The following is a 15,563-nucleotide window of genomic DNA, read 5'->3' as shown; positions in this document are numbered from 1 at the left end:
ACAGCACGGACAAAACAACAACAAACCGTCAAAGAGGCATCTATATCTATGCGTAAACCAGAACTGGCCGCCGCCATCGCCGAAAAGGCCGACCTCACCAAAGAACAAGCCAACAAGGTGCTGAACGCGCTGCTGGATGAAATCACTGGCGCACTCAATCGCAAGGACAGCGTTACCCTTGTCGGTTTTGGCACCTTCATCCAGCGCCACCGTGGCGCCCGTACCGGCAAGAATCCGCAAACCGGCCAGCCGGTAAAGATCAAAGCCAGCAATACCGTTGCCTTCAAGCCGGGCAAGGCCCTGAAAGACGCGGTCAACTGATCGCCCGGAACCCGGAGCCAGAGCGGCTCCGGGTTGCCCCCTCCGGTTACATAAACCCATCAAAAGATCGGATGTAGTCTCTTTTTGAAGTGACTACAATGCGCAGACTTTTGTCTCGAACATCGAGGTTTGTGCATGAAATTTCGTCTTTTGCTGTGGATGCTCGGGCGCATGATGGCCAAGGCCAGCCGGGAGAATCCGGCGTTCCAGAAGCAACTGGAAGGCAAGGACCTGGTGTTCCAGCTGCACACCCTCGACGGCAAGGTCGCCCGCCACTACATCGTCAAGGACCTCAAGGTCAGCGCGCGCCGCGGTACCCATCCGCAGCCGGCTTTCGCGCTCGGCTTCAAGGACGGCGCCTACGGCTTCGCCACCATGACCGCGAAGAACCCGCAGCTGGCGTTCATGCAGGGCATCCAGAACAAGGACATCCAGATCCAGGGCAACCCGGGCCTGGTGATCTGGTTCCAGGGCCTGGTGAAGTACCTCAAGCCGAAGAAGAAGGCAGCGCCGGCCAGCGAGAAGAAGGCCGCCTGAGCCACTTCGCACCATGAAAAAAGGCCCCGTCGGGGCCTTTTTTCGTTTTGGCGCAGGTGTCAGTGCGGCGTGTTGAACTGGCTGGCCAGCTCACGCAGCGCGGCTTCGGCGTCTAGTACCTTGCGCACGGCGTCTTCAGCCTTTTCGCGCGGGATATCCAGGCGATCCAGCAAGTCCTGCGGAATCTCGGTCTCCGGGCCGCTGCCGATGCCGTGGTTGCGCAGCAGGCGGGTCGCCAGGCACACCAGGTTGGCGTAGGCCGAGCAGTCACCGGCGTAGGACGGATCGTGCTGGAAGCGCAGTGCGGTGTAGATCTCTTCGGGCATATCCCAGGTGCGCATCAGCCAGGCGCCGATCTGCTCGCGGGTGATGCCCAGCAGGTGCTGCTCGACCAGGTTGTGCTCGACGTGCGGGTTCACTTCCAGGTGCCGGCAGATCAGCGAGAAGTGCGGCGGGAAGATGTGCGCCAGCACCAGGTAGCCGATGCTGTGGAGCAGGCCGCCCAGGTAGGTCAAGCCGGCTTCCGGGCGCTCGGTGCGCGGGATGGCGCGGGTCAGGCCCTCGATCACCGCGGCGGTGTAGATCGCCTGGTGCCAGTAGGGCGTGGCCTGCTGCGGCTGGTCCTTGGGCAGGGCCAGGGTCTTGCCCAGGGCCAGGCCGAGGGCGAGGTTGATCACCAGGTCGAAGCCCAGCACGCGGACGATGGCGTCCTCCACCGAGCGGATCTTGCCGGGTGCGGCGTAGTAGGGCGAGGCGGCCCAGCTGACCACCTGGGCGGCCAGCGCCGGGTCGGTCTCCACCACGCCGGTGATGTCGTCCACCGTGGCGTTGGGGTCGACGCGCAGCTTGATGATCTTCTGTGCGGTTTCCGGCAGCGGCGGAATCTCGATGGTTTCCTCGAGGCGCTGCTGGATGCGGCGGGCGGTGAAGGCCTGCACCGCCTGGGTGATTTCGGCGCGGTCGTCGTCCGGGCGGTCGAGGTTCGGCCGGATGGCTTCCAGCGGCACGCCGAAGCGCGCGGCGCTGGCTTTCTCCAGCAGGCCACGGAAGGCCGGGGTGGCGATCTCCAGCAGGACGCCGGCGGTGCCGGACTCGACCAGCAGTTGCGGCTCCTGCAGCAGGCGCTCGTCATACAGGCAGGGCGAGCTGGTCAGCGGCGGCAGGGCTGGCAGCCGGCCAAGCTGGTGCTTGCCGAGCATGCGCTCCATGCGTTCGGGCTTGACCGCCACCAGCTTGCGACCGGTCAGCTCGGCCAGGCGATTGAGGTCGAGCAACTGGCTCTGCGGGAACAGCACCAGCAGTGTGCCGACGGCGTCTTCCAGCAGGCTGGCCTGGATGCGGCGGGCGCTGGGCAGGGAAGTGACGTCGCTGACCTCGCGATAGGCCACCCCCAGCTTGTCGAGCAGCTGCAGGATGACCTCGGGGGCCTGCGAGGAGGCGGAAGTGGCGCGTGCGGCGTCGCTCATGAATGTGATCCGGTTATCAACGGCTGGGTCGGAGTATAACCAGCCAGTCAGCGTGACCGGTCAGTCAGCCGACCGGCGAGAGTGATCTGCGTCACACTTGCCCGTATTGCTGTCCATGGCGCAGCCAGCGTGCCAGCAAGGGGCTGACCGATTGCGGCCAGTGGGCCAGCAGGGCTTGCGCGGCATCGCGTACCGCCGGCAACAGGTCGGCGTCGCGCATCAGGTCGGCGACCTTGAATTGCAGCAGGCCGGTCTGGCGGGTGCCGAGCATTTCGCCGGGGCCGCGCAGCTCCAGGTCCTTCTCGGCGATGACGAAGCCGTCGCAGGTCTCGCGCATGATCCCCAGGCGTTCGCGGCCGATCTGCGACAGCGGCGGATGGTAGAGCAGCACGCAGTGGCTCGCTGCGCTGCCCCGGCCGACGCGGCCGCGCAGCTGGTGCAACTGGGCCAGGCCCAGGCGCTCGGGGTTCTCGATGATCATCAGGCTGGCGTTGGGTACGTCCACGCCCACTTCGATCACGGTGGTGGCGACCAGCAGTTGCAGCATGCCTTCCTTGAAGGCTTCCATGACTACGGCCTTGTCCGCCGGCTTCATGCGCCCGTGGATCAGGCCCACGCGCAGCTCGCCCAGCGCCGAGGAGAGTTCCTCGTAGGTGGTTTCCGCGGCCTGGCAGGTCAGTTCCTCGGATTCCTCGATCAGCGTGCACACCCAGTAGGCCTGGCGGCCTTCCTGGCAGGCGGCGCGCACCCGTTCGATCACTTCGATGCGGCGGCTGTCGGCCACCAGCACGGTGTTCACCGGGGTACGGCCGGGCGGTAGCTCATCGAGGATCGAGGTGTCCAGGTCGGCGTAGGCGCTCATCGCCAGGGTTCGCGGGATGGGCGTGGCGGTCATGATCAACTGGTGCGGGCAGAGCCGGCCATCCACGCCTTTCTGGCGCAGGGCGAGGCGCTGCTGCACGCCGAAGCGGTGCTGTTCGTCGATGATCACCAGGGCCAGGCGCTTGAACTTCACTTCGTCCTGGAACAGCGCGTGGGTGCCGACGATCATCGGTACGCCGCTGGCGATCTGCTCCAGCGCACTGGCGCGGGCCTTGCCCTTGAGCTTGCCGGCCAGCCAGGCGACTTCGATGCCCAGCGGCTGCAGCCATTTGGTGAAATTGAGGAAGTGCTGTTCGGCGAGGATTTCGGTCGGCGCCATCAGTGCCACCTGGTAGCCGGCTTCCAGTGCCTGCAGGGCGGCGAGGGCGGCGACCACGGTCTTGCCCGCGCCGACGTCGCCCTGCACCAGGCGCAGCATGGGTTCGGGCTGGGCAAGGTCATAGGCGATCTCCGCGCCGACACGCTGCTGGGCGCCGGTGGGCTTGAAGCCGAGGTTCTTCAGGTACAGCGGCGGCAGGCGCCTGGCTGGCGGCAGCTGCGGCGCGGCCTGGGAGCGTACGCTTTCGCGCAGGCGTTGCAGCGACAGCTGGTGGGTCAGCAGTTCCTCGAAGGCGAGGCGGTGCTGGGCCCAGTGGCGGCCCTCGGCGAGCTCTTCCAGGTCGGCGTCCGGCGGTGGCCGGTGCAGGTAGCGGATGGCTTCGTCCAGCGGGCCGAGGCGGTAGTCGCGGGCCAGTTCCGCCGGCAGCCAGTCCGGCAGGCTCGACGGGCCCAGGCGCGCCAGGGTCTGCTCGCTGAGCTGGCGCAGGCGCTGCTGGGTGAGGCCTTCGGTGGTCGGGTAGATCGGCGTCAGCGTCTGCTCCACCGGCGCGGCGGCGGCATCGGTGAGCGAGCGGTATTCCGGGTGGTAGATCTCCAGGCCCGAAGCGCCCGGGCGCGCTTCGCCGTAGCAGCGCAGGTGCGTGCCGCGCTTGAGGTTTTCCTTCTGCGCCTGGCTGAAGTGGTAGAAGCGCAGGCTCAGGGTGCCGGTGCCGTCCTGCAGGCGCACCAGCAGGCTGCGGCGCTTGCCCATCACCACGTCGGCGCCGGAGACCACGCCTTCGACCACGGCATCCTGCCCCGGGCGCAGGGCGCCGATGGGGGTGATGCGGGTGCGGTCCTGGTAGCGCAGCGGCAGGTGGAAGAGGATGTCCTGGAGGTTCTCCAGGCCGACCTTCGCCAGCTTCTCCTCCAGCGCGGCGCCCACGCCCTTGAGCGCGGTGACCGGGACGTTCGACAGATCGGTCATGCCGGCTCGGCTTCACCCTTGACGGTCGGCTTGGCGACCGAGCACAGGCGGATCGAGTCGGCCAGCACCTCGATGGCGCGCGGCCGCGGGAAGCTGGCGCGCCAGGCGATGGCGACGGTGCGGAAGGGGACCGGTGCGGTGAACGGGCGGACCTCGATCACGCCCGGCGCGTAGTGGTGGCTGTCCACGGCGGAGAAGGGCAGCACGGACACGCCAAGGCCCGAGGCGACCATGTGGCGGATGGTTTCCAGCGAGCTGGACTCCACCGTGGTGTGCTTGTTCTCGTCGCCCTTGCGGGTGGTCGGGCAGGCTTCCAGCACCTGGTCGCGGAAGCAGTGGCCCTCACCGAGCAGCAGCAGGCTCTTGTCGTTGAGCAGTTCGGCATCGATGCTCGGCTTCGCCGTCCAGGCGTGGTCGGCGGGCATCAGCACATAGAACGGCTCGTCGAACAGCGGCAGGGTCAGCACGTCGGCTTCCTGGAACGGCAGGGCGATGATGATCGCGTCCAGCTCGCCGGTGCGCAGCTTGTCGCGCAGGATGTGGGTGAAGTTTTCCTCGATGTACAGCGGCATCTGCGGGGCGACCCGGTGCAGCTGCGGAATCAGGTGCGGGAACAGGTATGGGCCGATGGTATAGATGGCGCCGACCTTCAGCGGCGAGGTCAGCTGGTTCTTGCCGGCCTGGGCCAGTTCGCGGATGCCCTGGGCCTGCTCCAGCACCTTCTGCGCCTGCGCGACGATGCCTTCGCCGACCGGGGTCAGGCGCACGGCGCTCTTGCTGCGCTCGAAGATCAGCACGCCGAGCTCGTCTTCCAGCTTCTTCACGCCCACCGACAGGGTCGGCTGGCTGACGTGGCAGCGCTCGGCGGCGCGGCCGAAATGTTGCTCCTGGGCAAGCGTGACGATATAGCGCAGTTCGGTAAGGGTCATGGCACTGAATCCGTTGAGGTGGCCCAAGCATAGCGGCTGCACCGCTGCGAACCAACCGCGCTAAACTCGCAGGCCCGATTCACGGAGCCAAGCATGAGTACGAGCACCTTCCCGAGCCTGATGATCGTCGGTTGCGGCGACGTCGGCAGCCGTCTGGGACGCCAGCTGGCCGCGCGCGACTGGCGCGTCCATGGCCTGCGCCGCAACATCGCCGCGCTGCCCTTCGAGGTGCTGCCGGTGTCCGGCGATCTGGCACAGCTCGAATGCCCGGACACCTGGCCGGTGGGCAAGCTGGATTACCTGGTGTTCTGCGCCGCCGCGACCCAGCACGACGAGGCGGGTTATCGCGCCGCCTATGTCGACGGCCTGCGCAACACCCTCGGCTGGCTGCAACAGCGCGGGCAGGTGCCCAGGCGCCTGCTGTTCGTTTCCAGCAGCGGCGTGTACGCCCAGCGCGATGGCGAGTGGATCGACGAGACTTCCCCGGCCGAAGCGCAGAGCTACTCCGGCAGCGTGATGCTCGAAGCCGAGCGCCTGGCGCTGGAGAGCGGCATTCCCGCCAGCGTGGTGCGCCTGACCGGCATCTACGGCCCCGGCCGTGAGTGGCTGCTCAAGCAGGTTCGCGAGGGCTACCGGGTGGCCAGCGAGCCGCCGCTCTACACCAACCGCATCCATGCCGAAGACGCCGCCGGACTGCTGGCCGCGCTGCTGGAAGCCGACCGCAGCGGCGTGGCGCTGGAGGCGTGCTACCTCGGCGCCGACAACGAACCGGCGGCACTGCATGAGGTCGTCGGCTGGCTGCGCGAGCAGTTAGGCGTCACCCACTGGTCCGACGAACAGAGCGTGCGCCGCGCCGGCAGCAAGCGCTGCAGCAACGCCCGCGCCCGCGCCCGCGCGCTGGGCTGGGCACCGCGCTACCCGAGCTTCCGCGAAGGCTACGCGGCGATCCTCGCCGGTAAAGACGACTGAGATGGACGCCAACCGGCTGCTGGCGCGCCCCTGGTTGCCGGGGGTGGAGTTGTTCCACGCGGACTTCTCCGGGCAGCCGTTCGGCCGTCACAGCCACGATGCCTTCGCCATCGGCGCCATCCTTCATGGCGCCGGAGGCTATCAGTGCCGCGGCGCGCACCACGTGCTGCCCGCCGGCACCCTGTCGCTGATGAACCCGGAGGAGCCGCATACCGGCAATGCCGAGTCCGAGCGGCTGGTCTATCGGATGCTCTACATCGAGGAATCGCGCCTGCTCCCGCTGCTCGGCCGCAAGCAGTTGCCGCGCGGCTTCCAGGCGCTCAATCCGCACGACGACGGGCAGGTGGCGGAGGCGCTGCGGCGTGTGGCCACGGAGTTCGAGCGCAACGATGCGCTGGCGCTGGAAAGCGAATTGCTGGCGCTGCTGGAGCTGGTGTTCGTCCGCCACGGCGGTATGCGGCCGACTGCGTCGGCAGCCCGCGACGGCGGCGTCACCGCGAAACTGCGCGACTACCTGGAAGCGCATTACCGCGAGGCCGTGAGCCTCGAAGAGCTGGCTGCTCTGCTGCAACGCCACCCGCGCCATCTGATCGAAGCCTTCCGCAATGCCTATGGCGTGCCGCCGCATACCTACCTGCTGCAACGGCGCATCCGCGAGGCCAAGCGCCTGCTGGTGGCCGGCGAGAAGTCGCTGGAGGTCGCGCTGGCGCTGGGATTCTACGACCAGGCGCATTTCTCCGGCACCTTCCGCCGCTTCACCGGTGTCACGCCGGGACGCTTCCTGCGCGCCACGCGTACCTGAGTTTCTTCCAAGACTGCCCGAGGCCGGCCCTTCCAGACTGCGCGACGCCGCATTCGGGAGATCGCCATGTTCGCCGCCTTCGCGCTGGTCGCCAGCACCCACTTCGCCGCCCTGCTGTCACCGGGGCCGGATTTCTTCCTGCTGATCCGTGCCGCGCTGCTGCGTGGTCGCCGCCATGCCGACGGCTGCGCGGCGGGCATCGCCCTGGCCAATCTGGCGAGCATGCTGCTGGTACTGTTCGTCCTTGGCCTGTTGCCGGACGTGGCAAGCCACGGGCTGCGGATGGTGCAGCTGGTGGGCGGTGCGTACTTCGTCTGGCTCGGCGCGCAGGCCATATTGGCGCGGCGCGAGCTGGAGATTCCCACGCAGATGGGCGGTCACAGGGCCGGAGGTTTCCTGCGCGGCGTGCGCGAGGGCTTTCTGGCCAGCAGCCTGAATCCTAAGCTACCGATCTTCTACACCGGGCTGTTCGGCGTGCTCGGCCAGTTCCATCTGCCCGTTTGGGCGCTGGGTGTCTGCGTGCTGTGGATGGGGGCGGTGGTGCTGCTGTGGGATATGTTGCTGGTGCGCCTGTTGGATCGACCGCGCTGGCGCGGCTGGCTGAAGCGCCGGGTGACGGCGCTGGACCGCCTGTGCGGCGGCTTGTTGCTGGCGCTGGGTAGTTGGTTGCTATGGAGCGGGCTGCGCTGAGCACCTGCATACGATCTGCTGCGCGTCGGCTGGAGGGCGTTGGAAAGTGCCCTCAGATGCTCATTTACAGCCGTAAACTCCGCTCTTCGGGCGCTTTCCGCCTACTCCAGCGCTAGCTCGCGAGATCGTAAGCAGGCACAGAGTCTGCCCGCTCGTGCGGATCAGTCGCGTTCCAGCGTCCAGACCTTGTTGCCGGGTTCGTAGCTGGGCATTTCATCGGCCTGGGCGCGGTTCACCGCTTCGAACAGCTCAAGCCTGTCGCCATCGCGCTCGAACAGGTACTCGCGACCCTGCTGCCCCTGTTGCAGCCAGATGCTGTCGTTGTCGCCGCTCATGGCCGCGCAGTCGCCGGCCAGGCACAAGGCATAGCGGTCGGCGCCGGGCATGCCTTCGAGGCTGCCGTTGGGCAGGAACTTCACTTCGCTGCCCTTGCCCTGGCCTTCCTCGATGATCCAGGTGCCCTTGAGATAGGCCTCGTACAGCGCGGTCTGGAAGGTGCTGCCGGCCGGGCTCTGGGCGGCGGGCTGCTGCTTCGGGCGGACGAAACGCTGCTCGGGCCAGTTGTCGCTGCCCACCTGCACCAGCTCCTTGCCGTCCAGCTCCAGGCTTTCCTGGTTGCTGCCGTAGAAGTCGACGCGGTAATGCTTGGGGTCCTCGGCGGTCAGCTGGCCTTCACCCAGCTCGAAGCCGTTGCTGAATATGGCCTGGCTGGCCTTGGTGTCCAGCTTCCATTCCAGGTTCGGACCGTAGGCCAGCAGCGCTTCGCGCAGCTTGCCGCCCTTGCCGGCGGCATCGATGGCAGCCTGGTTGACCCAGACGCCGGAAGGGTCGGAAGGGGTGCCGGCGCAGCCGGTGAGCAGGCCGATCAGGGCGCTCAGGATCAGGGCGCGACGCATGTTTGCTCCTTGCAGACAAAAGAACGGGGCCCTGAAGGCCCCGTTCGGGAGGTACGGCTTATTCCAGGACGACGATGGCGTCCATCTCGACCTGGGCACCCTTCGGCAGGGCGGCAACGCCGATGGCGGCGCGGGCCGGGTAGGGCTGGGTGAAGTACTTGCCCATGATCTCGTTGACCTTGGCGAAGTGCGACAGGTCGGTGAGGAAGATGTTCAGCTTGGCCACGTCGTGCAGGTAGCCGCCGGACGCCTCGATCACCGCTTTCAGGTTCTCGAAGACCTGGACGGTCTGCTCTTCGAAGCCCTCGACCAGTTCCATGGTCTGCGGGTTCAGCGGGATCTGACCGGAGACATACACGGTGTTGCCAGCCTTGATCGCCTGGGAGTAGGTGCCGATGGCGGCCGGGGCTTTGTCGGTGTGGATAACGGTCTTGGTCATGTCGACTCCTTAGGGTGGGATCAGCTGCGCATGCGGGTGATGCGAATCACGCCCTTGAGCGCGCGCAGCTTCTTGATGACGCGGGCCAGGTGCACGCGGTCGTGCACGCTGACGACCAGCTGGACCACGCTGATGCGACCATCGCGTTCGTCCATGCTGATCTTTTCGATGTTGCCGTCGGCGGCGTTGACGCTGGTGGCGAGCAGGGCGATCAGGCCGCGCTGGTGCTCCAGTTCGACGCGCAGTTCGACGTTGAACTCCCCGGTGACATCCTTGGCCCAGCTGAGCTGGATGCATTTTTCCGGGTTGTGGCGAATCTCGCTGATGTTCTTGCAGCTTTCCAGGTGCACCACCATGCCCTTGCCGGCGGACAGGTGGCCGACGATCGGGTCGCCCGGGATCGGCGTGCAGCACTTGGCGTAGCTGAGCACCAGGCCCTCGGTCCCGCGGATCGCCAGCGGCCCTTCGCTGCTCGGCGTGGCGCTCTCGCCCTCGCTGGACAGCAGGCGACGCGCGACCACATAGGCCATGCGGTTGCCCAGGCCGATCTCTTCCAGCAGGTCCTCGAAGACCTCCATGCGGTACTCGTTGAGCACGCCCTGGATGCGTTCCTGCGGAATCTTCTCCAGGTGGCTGTCGAAGCCGGCGAGGGTCTTGTTCAGCAGGCGCTCGCCGAGGTTGATCGACTCGGAACGGCGCTGCAGCTTGAGCGCGTGGCGGATGTGCGTGCGCGCCTTGCCGGTGACCACGAAGTTGAGCCAGGCCGGGTTCGGCCGGGTGCCCGGAGCGGTGACGATCTCCACCGTCGCGCCGCTCTGCAGCGGTTCGGACAGCGGCGCCAGGCGGCGGTTGATGCGGCAGGCGATGCAGCTGTTGCCGACGTCGGTGTGTACCGCATAGGCGAAGTCGACCGCCGTGGAGCCCTTGGGCAACTCCATGATGCGGCCCTTGGGCGTGAAGACGTAGACCTCGTCCGGGAACAGGTCGATCTTCACGTTCTCGATGAACTCCAGCGAGTTGCCGGCGCGTTGCTGCAGTTCGAGGATGCCCTTCACCCACTGGCGGGCGCGGGCGTGCGTGCCCTTCTGGGCTTCCTCTTCACTGGACTTGTACAGCCAGTGCGCGGCGATCCCGTGGTTGGCCATCTCCTCCATCTCGCGGGTGCGGATCTGGATTTCGATGGGCACGCCGTGCATGCCGAACAGCGTGGTGTGCAACGACTGGTAGCCGTTGGCCTTGGGAATCGCGATGTAATCCTTGAAGCGACCGGGGAACGGCTTGTACAGGTTGTGCACGGCGCCGAGCACGCGGTAGCAGGTGTCGACTTTGTCGACGATGATGCGGAAGGCGTAGACGTCCATGATCTCGTTGAACGCCTTGCGCTTGCCGCGCATCTTCTTATAGATGCTGAACAGGTGCTTCTCGCGGCCCAGGACCTGGCCTTCCATGCCTTCGCGGGCGAGGCAGTTGACCAGCGACTCCTGGATCTTGCCGACGATCTCGCGGCGGTTGCCGCGGGCCTTCTTCACCGCCTGGCGGATGCGCTCGGAGCGCATCGGGTGCATGGCCTTGAAGCCCAGGTCCTCGAATTCCACGCGCATGCTGTGCATGCCCAGCCGGTTGGCGATGGGGGCGTAGATTTCCAGGGTTTCCTTGGCGATGCGGCGGCGCTTCTCGCCCGACAGCACTTCCAGGGTGCGCATGTTGTGCAGGCGGTCGGCCAGCTTGACCAGGATCACGCGGATGTCGCGCGCCATGGCCATGGCCATCTTCTGGAAGTTCTCGGCCTGCGCCTCGGCCTTGGACTCGAAGTTCATCTGGGTCAGCTTGCTGACCCCGTCCACGAGTTCCGAGACGGTCTCGCCGAACTGCGCGGTGAGCGCTTCCTTGGCGATGCCGGTGTCCTCGATCACGTCGTGCAGCATGGCCGCCATCAGGCTCTGATGGTCCATGTGCATGTCGGCGAGGATGTTGGCGACGGCGAGCGGATGGGTGACGTAGGCCTCGCCGCTGCGGCGGCGCTGCCCGTCATGGGCCTGCTCGGCGTAGTAATAGGCGCGGCGGACCAGGTTGACCTGGTCCGGGCCCAGATAGCTCGACAGTCGGTCGGCGAATGCATCTATGCCCGGCATGGGTTCACCCCCTGCCGAGCAGTCTGTCGCGGCGCGCCTTTTCGTCGGCCCGACATCGACTTACAGGGCCTCGTTGTTGGCCTCGTCTTCGAATGCAGCGAACAGCGGCTCTTCTTCAACCACGTCCTCCTGCTGAACGATTTCAGCGTCCACCAGGCCCGAGGCGATCTCGCGCAGAGCGACGACGGTGGGCTTGTCGTTTTCCCAGGCTACCTTCGGCTCCTTGCCGCCGGTGGCCAGCTGGCGAGCGCGCTTGGTGGCGAGCATGACCAGCTCGAAACGGTTATCGACGTTGTCCAGGCAGTCTTCAACGGTGACGCGGGCCATGGTGTTCCTCGTTACGAAAATGGATGCCCGGAAATACCGGGCGGACTGAATAGTCTAAAAAATCGCCAATCTTTATGGAAGAGCCTTCGCGCTTCCCGTTCAGGCCAGCAATCGTTGCAGCAGTTCGGTGTGCCGCTGCTGCTGGGCGTCCTGGCGCAGCTGGCGGGCGCGGAAGATCGCCTTGAGGTCTTCCAGCGCATGGGCGAAGTCGTCGTTGATCACCAGGTGATCGTACTCGACGTAGTGGCTCATCTCGCTGACGGCTTCCTGCATGCGTCGCTCGATTACCTCGTCGGTGTCCTGGCCACGGTTGGTCAGGCGCTGACGCAGGGCCTCCTGGCTCGGCGGCAGGATGAAGATCGACTGCGCCTGGGGCATCAGCCGGCGCACCTGCTGCGCGCCCTGCCAGTCGATCTCGAGGATCAGGTCGAGACCTTCCTTCAGGGTCTTTTCCACCCAGCGCTGCGAGGTGCCGTAGAGGTTGCCGAAGACTTCCGCGTGCTCGAGGAACTCGTCGCGCTCGAGCATGGCGGTGAAGGTGTCGCGGCCGACGAAGTGGTAGTTCACCCCGTCCACTTCGCCCGGGCGCATGCCGCGGGTGGTGTGGGAGACGGAGACGCGCACGGCGGGCATGGCGTCGAGCAGCGCCTTGACCAGGCTGGTCTTGCCGGCGCCGGACGGGGCGGAAACGATGTACAGAGTGCCGGACATGGCGCTTTCCTGGAGTTGCGGTTGACGGTTGGGTAGCCGGGAGACCCCCGGTTTACTCGATATTCTGGACCTGTTCGCGCATCTGCTCGATCAGCACCTTGAGGTTGACCGCGGCCTGGGTGGAGCGCGGGTCGAACGCCTTCGAGCCCAGCGTATTGGCCTCGCGGTTGAGTTCCTGCATCAGGAAGTCCAGGCGTCGACCGGCGGCACCGCCGGCCTTGAGCACGCGGCGCACTTCGGTGACGTGGGTGGTCAGGCGGTCGAGCTCTTCGGCGACGTCGCTCTTCTGCGCCAGCAGGACCATTTCCTGCTCCAGGCGCTGCGGGTCGAGTTCGGCCTTCATTTCGAGGAAGCGGTCGAGGATCTTCTGCCGCTGGTTGGCCAGCATCTCCGGCACCAGCTGGCGCAGGTTGACGACTTCTTCCAGCATCGATGCCAGGCGTTCGTCGATGATCTTCGCCAGTTCCGCACCTTCGCGGGCGCGGCCGGCCTTGAGCTCGTCGAGGGCTTGGTTGAAGGCGGCGATGGCGGCGGCGTTGAGCGCCTGCGGATCGGCGACGTCGGCCACCAGCACGCCCGGCCAGGCCAGCACGGCCAGCGGGTCGAGCGGGGCGGGCTGCTGGATCAGGCCGGCAACGGTCTCGGCGGCGGCGACCAGCTGGGCGGCGCGTTCGCGGTCCACCTGCAGCGTCTTGCTGGCGTTCTCCTCGACGAAACGCAGGGTGCACTCGACCTTGCCGCGCGACAGGCCCTGGCGCAGGGCTTCGCGTACCGTGCCTTCGAGGTCGCGGAAGGCCTCGGGCAGGCGCAGGTTCGGCTCGAGGTAGCGATGGTTGACCGAGCGCAGCTCCCAGCTGAGGGTCCCATGGGTACCGGCCCGCTCGACGCGGGCGAAGGCGGTCATGCTGTGCACCATGGGGTTACCTCGCAGGCTGTTCGTGACTGGGAATCCGAGGCTCGCAGTCCGAAGAAAATGGGCCGACAGGTCGTCGGAAACCGGCAATTGTACCCCAGCGCGGCGCGCCGCCGCACGCCGGCGGTGGTTGCGTCCGTCCGCTGGCCTCTATAATGGCGGTCATTCCCCCGCCAGCAACTCTGTACAGGATGCCTCCATGAACCGTCCCAGTGGCCGCGTCGCCGACCAACTGCGCCCGATCCGTATCACCCGCCATTACACCAAGCACGCCGAGGGCTCCGTGCTGGTCGAGTTCGGCGATACCAAGGTGATCTGCACCGTCAGCGCCGAATCCGGTGTGCCGCGCTTCCTCAAGGGCCAGGGCCAGGGCTGGCTGACCGCCGAATACGGCATGCTGCCGCGCTCCACCGGCGAGCGTAACCAGCGTGAAGCCGCGCGCGGCAAGCAGGGTGGCCGCACCCTGGAGATCCAGCGCCTGATCGGCCGTTCCCTGCGCGCCGCGCTGGACCTGACCAAGCTGGGCGAGAACACCCTGTACATCGACTGCGACGTGATCCAGGCCGATGGCGGCACCCGCACCGCCTCGATCACCGGCGCCACCGTGGCGCTGATCGACGCGCTGGCCGTGCTGAAGAAGCGCGGCGCGCTCAAGGGCAATCCGCTCAAGCAGATGGTCGCCGCCGTGTCCGTGGGCATGTACCAGGGCGAGCCGGTGTTGGACCTGGACTATCTGGAAGACTCCGCCGCCGAGACCGACCTGAACGTGGTCATGACCGATGCCGGCGGTTTCATCGAAGTCCAGGGCACCGCCGAGGGCGTACCCTTCCAGCCGGCCGAGCTGAATGCCATGCTGGAACTGGCGCAGCAGGGCCTGCGCGAGCTGTTCGAGCTGCAGCGCGCCGCACTGGCCGACTGAGCCGACGAACGGCGACCCCGCCCGGTCTTCAACTGCAAGGAGCGAGAGGATGAGCGACGAAATGCCGGTGCAACACAGCGAGCCGGGCCGCGAAGCCCGGCAATGGGCGATGTTCTGCCATTTTGCCGCCTTCCTCTGCCTCGTCTTTCCCTTCGGCAACCTGATCGGGCCGCTGATCGTCTGGCAGATCAAGCGTGAGTCGGACCCCTTCGTGGACCGGCAGGGCAAGGAAGCGATGAACTTCCAGATCACCGTCAGCCTGGCAGTCGTGGTCAGTTGCCTGCTGATGCTGGTAGTGGTCGGCTTCTTCCTGCTGGGGCTGGTCAGCGTCGGTGCGCTGGTGCTGACCATCATCGCCGGGATCAAGGCCAATGAAGGGGTGGAGTACCGCTATCCCTTCACCTGGCGGCCGATCAAGTAGCCGCCCTGCGGACATGAAAAAGCCGGCTCGAAGCCGGCTTTTTTCTGGCTGCACTCAATGCAGCTTACGAGAGGGGTGTCAGATACTGAGCGCCCAGTCGTAGTCCACGATCAGCGGCGCATGCTGGGAGAAGCGCGGCTGACGCGGCAGCTTGGCACCGCGCACGAAGCGGCGCAGACCCGGCGTGAGGATCTGATAGTCGAAGCGCCAGCCCAGGTTGAGCATCTCGGCCTGTTCGCTGTCCGGCCACCAGCTGTACTGGTCACCTTCGCGATTGACCTCGCGCAGGGCGTCGACATAGCCCATGGTGCCGAACACTTCATCCATCCAGCCGCGCTCCGGTGCCATGAAGCCGGGCATCTGCTGGCATTCGCGCCAGTTCTTCACATCCAGCTTCTGGTGCGCGACGTAGAGCGAGCCGCAATAGATGTATTCGCGGCGCTTGCGGCGCTGCTTGTTCAGGTACTGGGCGAAATCGTCCATGAACTTGAACTTGTGGTTCAGGTTCTCGTCCCCTTCCTGCCCGGTAGGCAGCAGGAGAGTGGCAATACTCACCTTATCGAAATCGGCTTGCAGGTAGCGCCCGTAACGATCGGCCATCTCGAAACCCAGCCCGCTTATGACGGCCTTGGGTTGCAGACGGCTATAGATTGCGACGCCACCCTGACTGGGCACTTCGGCATCGCAGGCGTACAGGAAGTAGCCATCCAGTTGGTAGGATGGGTCATCCAGATCGAAAGCGGAGGCGCGGGTATCCTGCAAGCAGATCACGTCGGCATTCTGGGCTTGCAGCCAACTGAGCAATCCACGCTCGGCTGCAGCCTGAATACCATTCACGTTCACACTGATGATCCGCATAAATGGCCCCCAAAATCACGTGTGTGTATGATACCCGAGCTCAAACGGTTTAGCTAAATTCATACC

At 66.1% G+C, this 15,563-nt stretch carries 17 protein-coding genes; 7 read left to right on the top strand and 10 right to left on the bottom strand.

Annotation, left to right across the window (positions count from 1 at the left end; genetic code table 11):
* Positions 1–48: 48 nt before the first annotated feature.
* Both J5M67_RS18470 and J5M67_RS18465 read left to right on the top strand, forming a co-directional pair.
* Complete coding sequence (locus tag J5M67_RS18470; protein WP_009614168.1) at positions 49–321, top strand: HU family DNA-binding protein; 273 nt, start codon at positions 49–51, stop codon at positions 319–321.
* A 135-nt stretch (positions 322–456) separates the two neighbouring features.
* Complete coding sequence (locus J5M67_RS18465; RefSeq protein WP_207886781.1) at positions 457–858, top strand: helicase; 402 nt, start codon at positions 457–459, stop codon at positions 856–858.
* Between the two features lie 59 nt (positions 859–917).
* On the opposite strand, the gene J5M67_RS18460 is transcribed toward J5M67_RS18465, so the two are convergent.
* The 3 genes from J5M67_RS18460 to oxyR all read right to left on the bottom strand — a co-directional run bounded on the left by J5M67_RS18460 (position 918) and on the right by oxyR (position 5,420).
* On the bottom strand, positions 918–2,324 hold the full coding sequence (locus tag J5M67_RS18460; protein ID WP_207886780.1) for an aminoacyl-tRNA deacylase and HDOD domain-containing protein: 1,407 nt from the start codon (positions 2,322–2,324) through the stop codon (positions 918–920).
* Positions 2,325–2,415: 91 nt separating this feature from the next.
* Positions 2,416–4,491 (bottom strand): ATP-dependent DNA helicase RecG, encoded by a 2,076-nt coding sequence (gene recG, locus J5M67_RS18455; protein ID WP_207886779.1) that lies wholly within the window; start codon positions 4,489–4,491, stop codon positions 2,416–2,418.
* Positions 4,488–5,420: an oxidative stress transcriptional regulator OxyR gene (gene oxyR / locus J5M67_RS18450; RefSeq protein WP_015479567.1), complete on the bottom strand. Its 933-nt coding sequence runs from the start codon at positions 5,418–5,420 to the stop codon at positions 4,488–4,490. Before oxyR ends, recG begins: the two co-directional genes overlap by 4 nt.
* A 93-nt stretch (positions 5,421–5,513) precedes the next feature.
* Between oxyR and J5M67_RS18445 the strand changes: the two genes are divergently transcribed.
* The 3 genes from J5M67_RS18445 (at position 5,514) to J5M67_RS18435 (ending at position 7,881) form a co-directional block, all read left to right on the top strand.
* Positions 5,514–6,389: an NAD-dependent epimerase/dehydratase family protein gene (locus tag J5M67_RS18445; RefSeq protein WP_207886778.1), complete on the top strand. Its 876-nt coding sequence runs from the start codon at positions 5,514–5,516 to the stop codon at positions 6,387–6,389.
* A 1-nt stretch (position 6,390) separates the two neighbouring features.
* The gene (locus tag J5M67_RS18440; RefSeq protein WP_207886777.1) at positions 6,391–7,191 is read left to right on the top strand and encodes an AraC family transcriptional regulator; all 801 of its coding nucleotides are present in this window, start codon (positions 6,391–6,393) and stop codon (positions 7,189–7,191) included.
* A gap of 66 nt (positions 7,192–7,257) precedes the next feature.
* Positions 7,258–7,881 carry a LysE family translocator gene (locus J5M67_RS18435; RefSeq protein ID WP_207886776.1) on the top strand — a complete coding sequence of 208 codons (624 nt, stop codon included), beginning with the start codon at positions 7,258–7,260 and terminating at the stop codon, positions 7,879–7,881.
* A gap of 161 nt (positions 7,882–8,042) precedes the next feature.
* On the opposite strand, the gene J5M67_RS18430 is transcribed toward J5M67_RS18435, so the two are convergent.
* From J5M67_RS18430 to J5M67_RS18405, 6 genes are all read right to left on the bottom strand, one after another.
* On the bottom strand, positions 8,043–8,777 hold the full coding sequence (locus J5M67_RS18430; RefSeq protein ID WP_207886775.1) for a hypothetical protein: 735 nt from the start codon (positions 8,775–8,777) through the stop codon (positions 8,043–8,045).
* Between the two features lie 58 nt (positions 8,778–8,835).
* Positions 8,836–9,216, bottom strand: a complete 381-nt coding sequence (locus J5M67_RS18425) for a RidA family protein (RefSeq protein WP_152227352.1) — start codon at positions 9,214–9,216, stop codon at positions 8,836–8,838.
* Positions 9,217–9,236: 20 nt separating this feature from the next.
* Positions 9,237–11,348: a bifunctional GTP diphosphokinase/guanosine-3',5'-bis pyrophosphate 3'-pyrophosphohydrolase gene (gene spoT / locus J5M67_RS18420; RefSeq protein WP_207886774.1), complete on the bottom strand. Its 2,112-nt coding sequence runs from the start codon at positions 11,346–11,348 to the stop codon at positions 9,237–9,239.
* Positions 11,349–11,408: 60 nt separating this feature from the next.
* The gene (gene rpoZ, locus J5M67_RS18415; RefSeq protein ID WP_043256481.1) at positions 11,409–11,675 is read right to left on the bottom strand and encodes a DNA-directed RNA polymerase subunit omega; all 267 of its coding nucleotides are present in this window, start codon (positions 11,673–11,675) and stop codon (positions 11,409–11,411) included.
* A 99-nt stretch (positions 11,676–11,774) separates the two neighbouring features.
* The gene (gmk, locus tag J5M67_RS18410) at positions 11,775–12,386 is read right to left on the bottom strand and encodes a guanylate kinase (protein ID WP_207886773.1); all 612 of its coding nucleotides are present in this window, start codon (positions 12,384–12,386) and stop codon (positions 11,775–11,777) included.
* Positions 12,387–12,438: 52 nt separating this feature from the next.
* On the bottom strand, positions 12,439–13,302 hold the full coding sequence (locus tag J5M67_RS18405) for a YicC/YloC family endoribonuclease (RefSeq protein ID WP_207886772.1): 864 nt from the start codon (positions 13,300–13,302) through the stop codon (positions 12,439–12,441).
* 196 nt (positions 13,303–13,498) lie between these two features.
* On the opposite strand from J5M67_RS18405, the gene rph reads away from it, so the two are divergent.
* On the top strand, positions 13,499–14,218 hold the full coding sequence (gene rph / locus J5M67_RS18400; RefSeq protein ID WP_207886771.1) for a ribonuclease PH: 720 nt from the start codon (positions 13,499–13,501) through the stop codon (positions 14,216–14,218).
* A gap of 49 nt (positions 14,219–14,267) precedes the next feature.
* Positions 14,268–14,639, top strand: coding sequence for a DUF4870 domain-containing protein (locus J5M67_RS18395; protein ID WP_207886770.1), 372 nt, complete (start codon positions 14,268–14,270; stop codon positions 14,637–14,639).
* A 78-nt stretch (positions 14,640–14,717) separates the two neighbouring features.
* Here the strand turns inward: J5M67_RS18395 and J5M67_RS18390 are convergent, their stop codons facing one another.
* Positions 14,718–15,497, bottom strand: coding sequence for an exodeoxyribonuclease III (locus J5M67_RS18390; RefSeq protein ID WP_207886769.1), 780 nt, complete (start codon positions 15,495–15,497; stop codon positions 14,718–14,720).
* Between the last annotated feature and the right edge of the window lie 66 nt (positions 15,498–15,563).

The organism is Pseudomonas sp. 30_B (assembly GCF_017491605.1).
GTDB lineage: Bacteria > Pseudomonadota > Gammaproteobacteria > Pseudomonadales > Pseudomonadaceae > Pseudomonas.
This window is presented reverse-complemented; position numbering and strand designations above follow the sequence as displayed.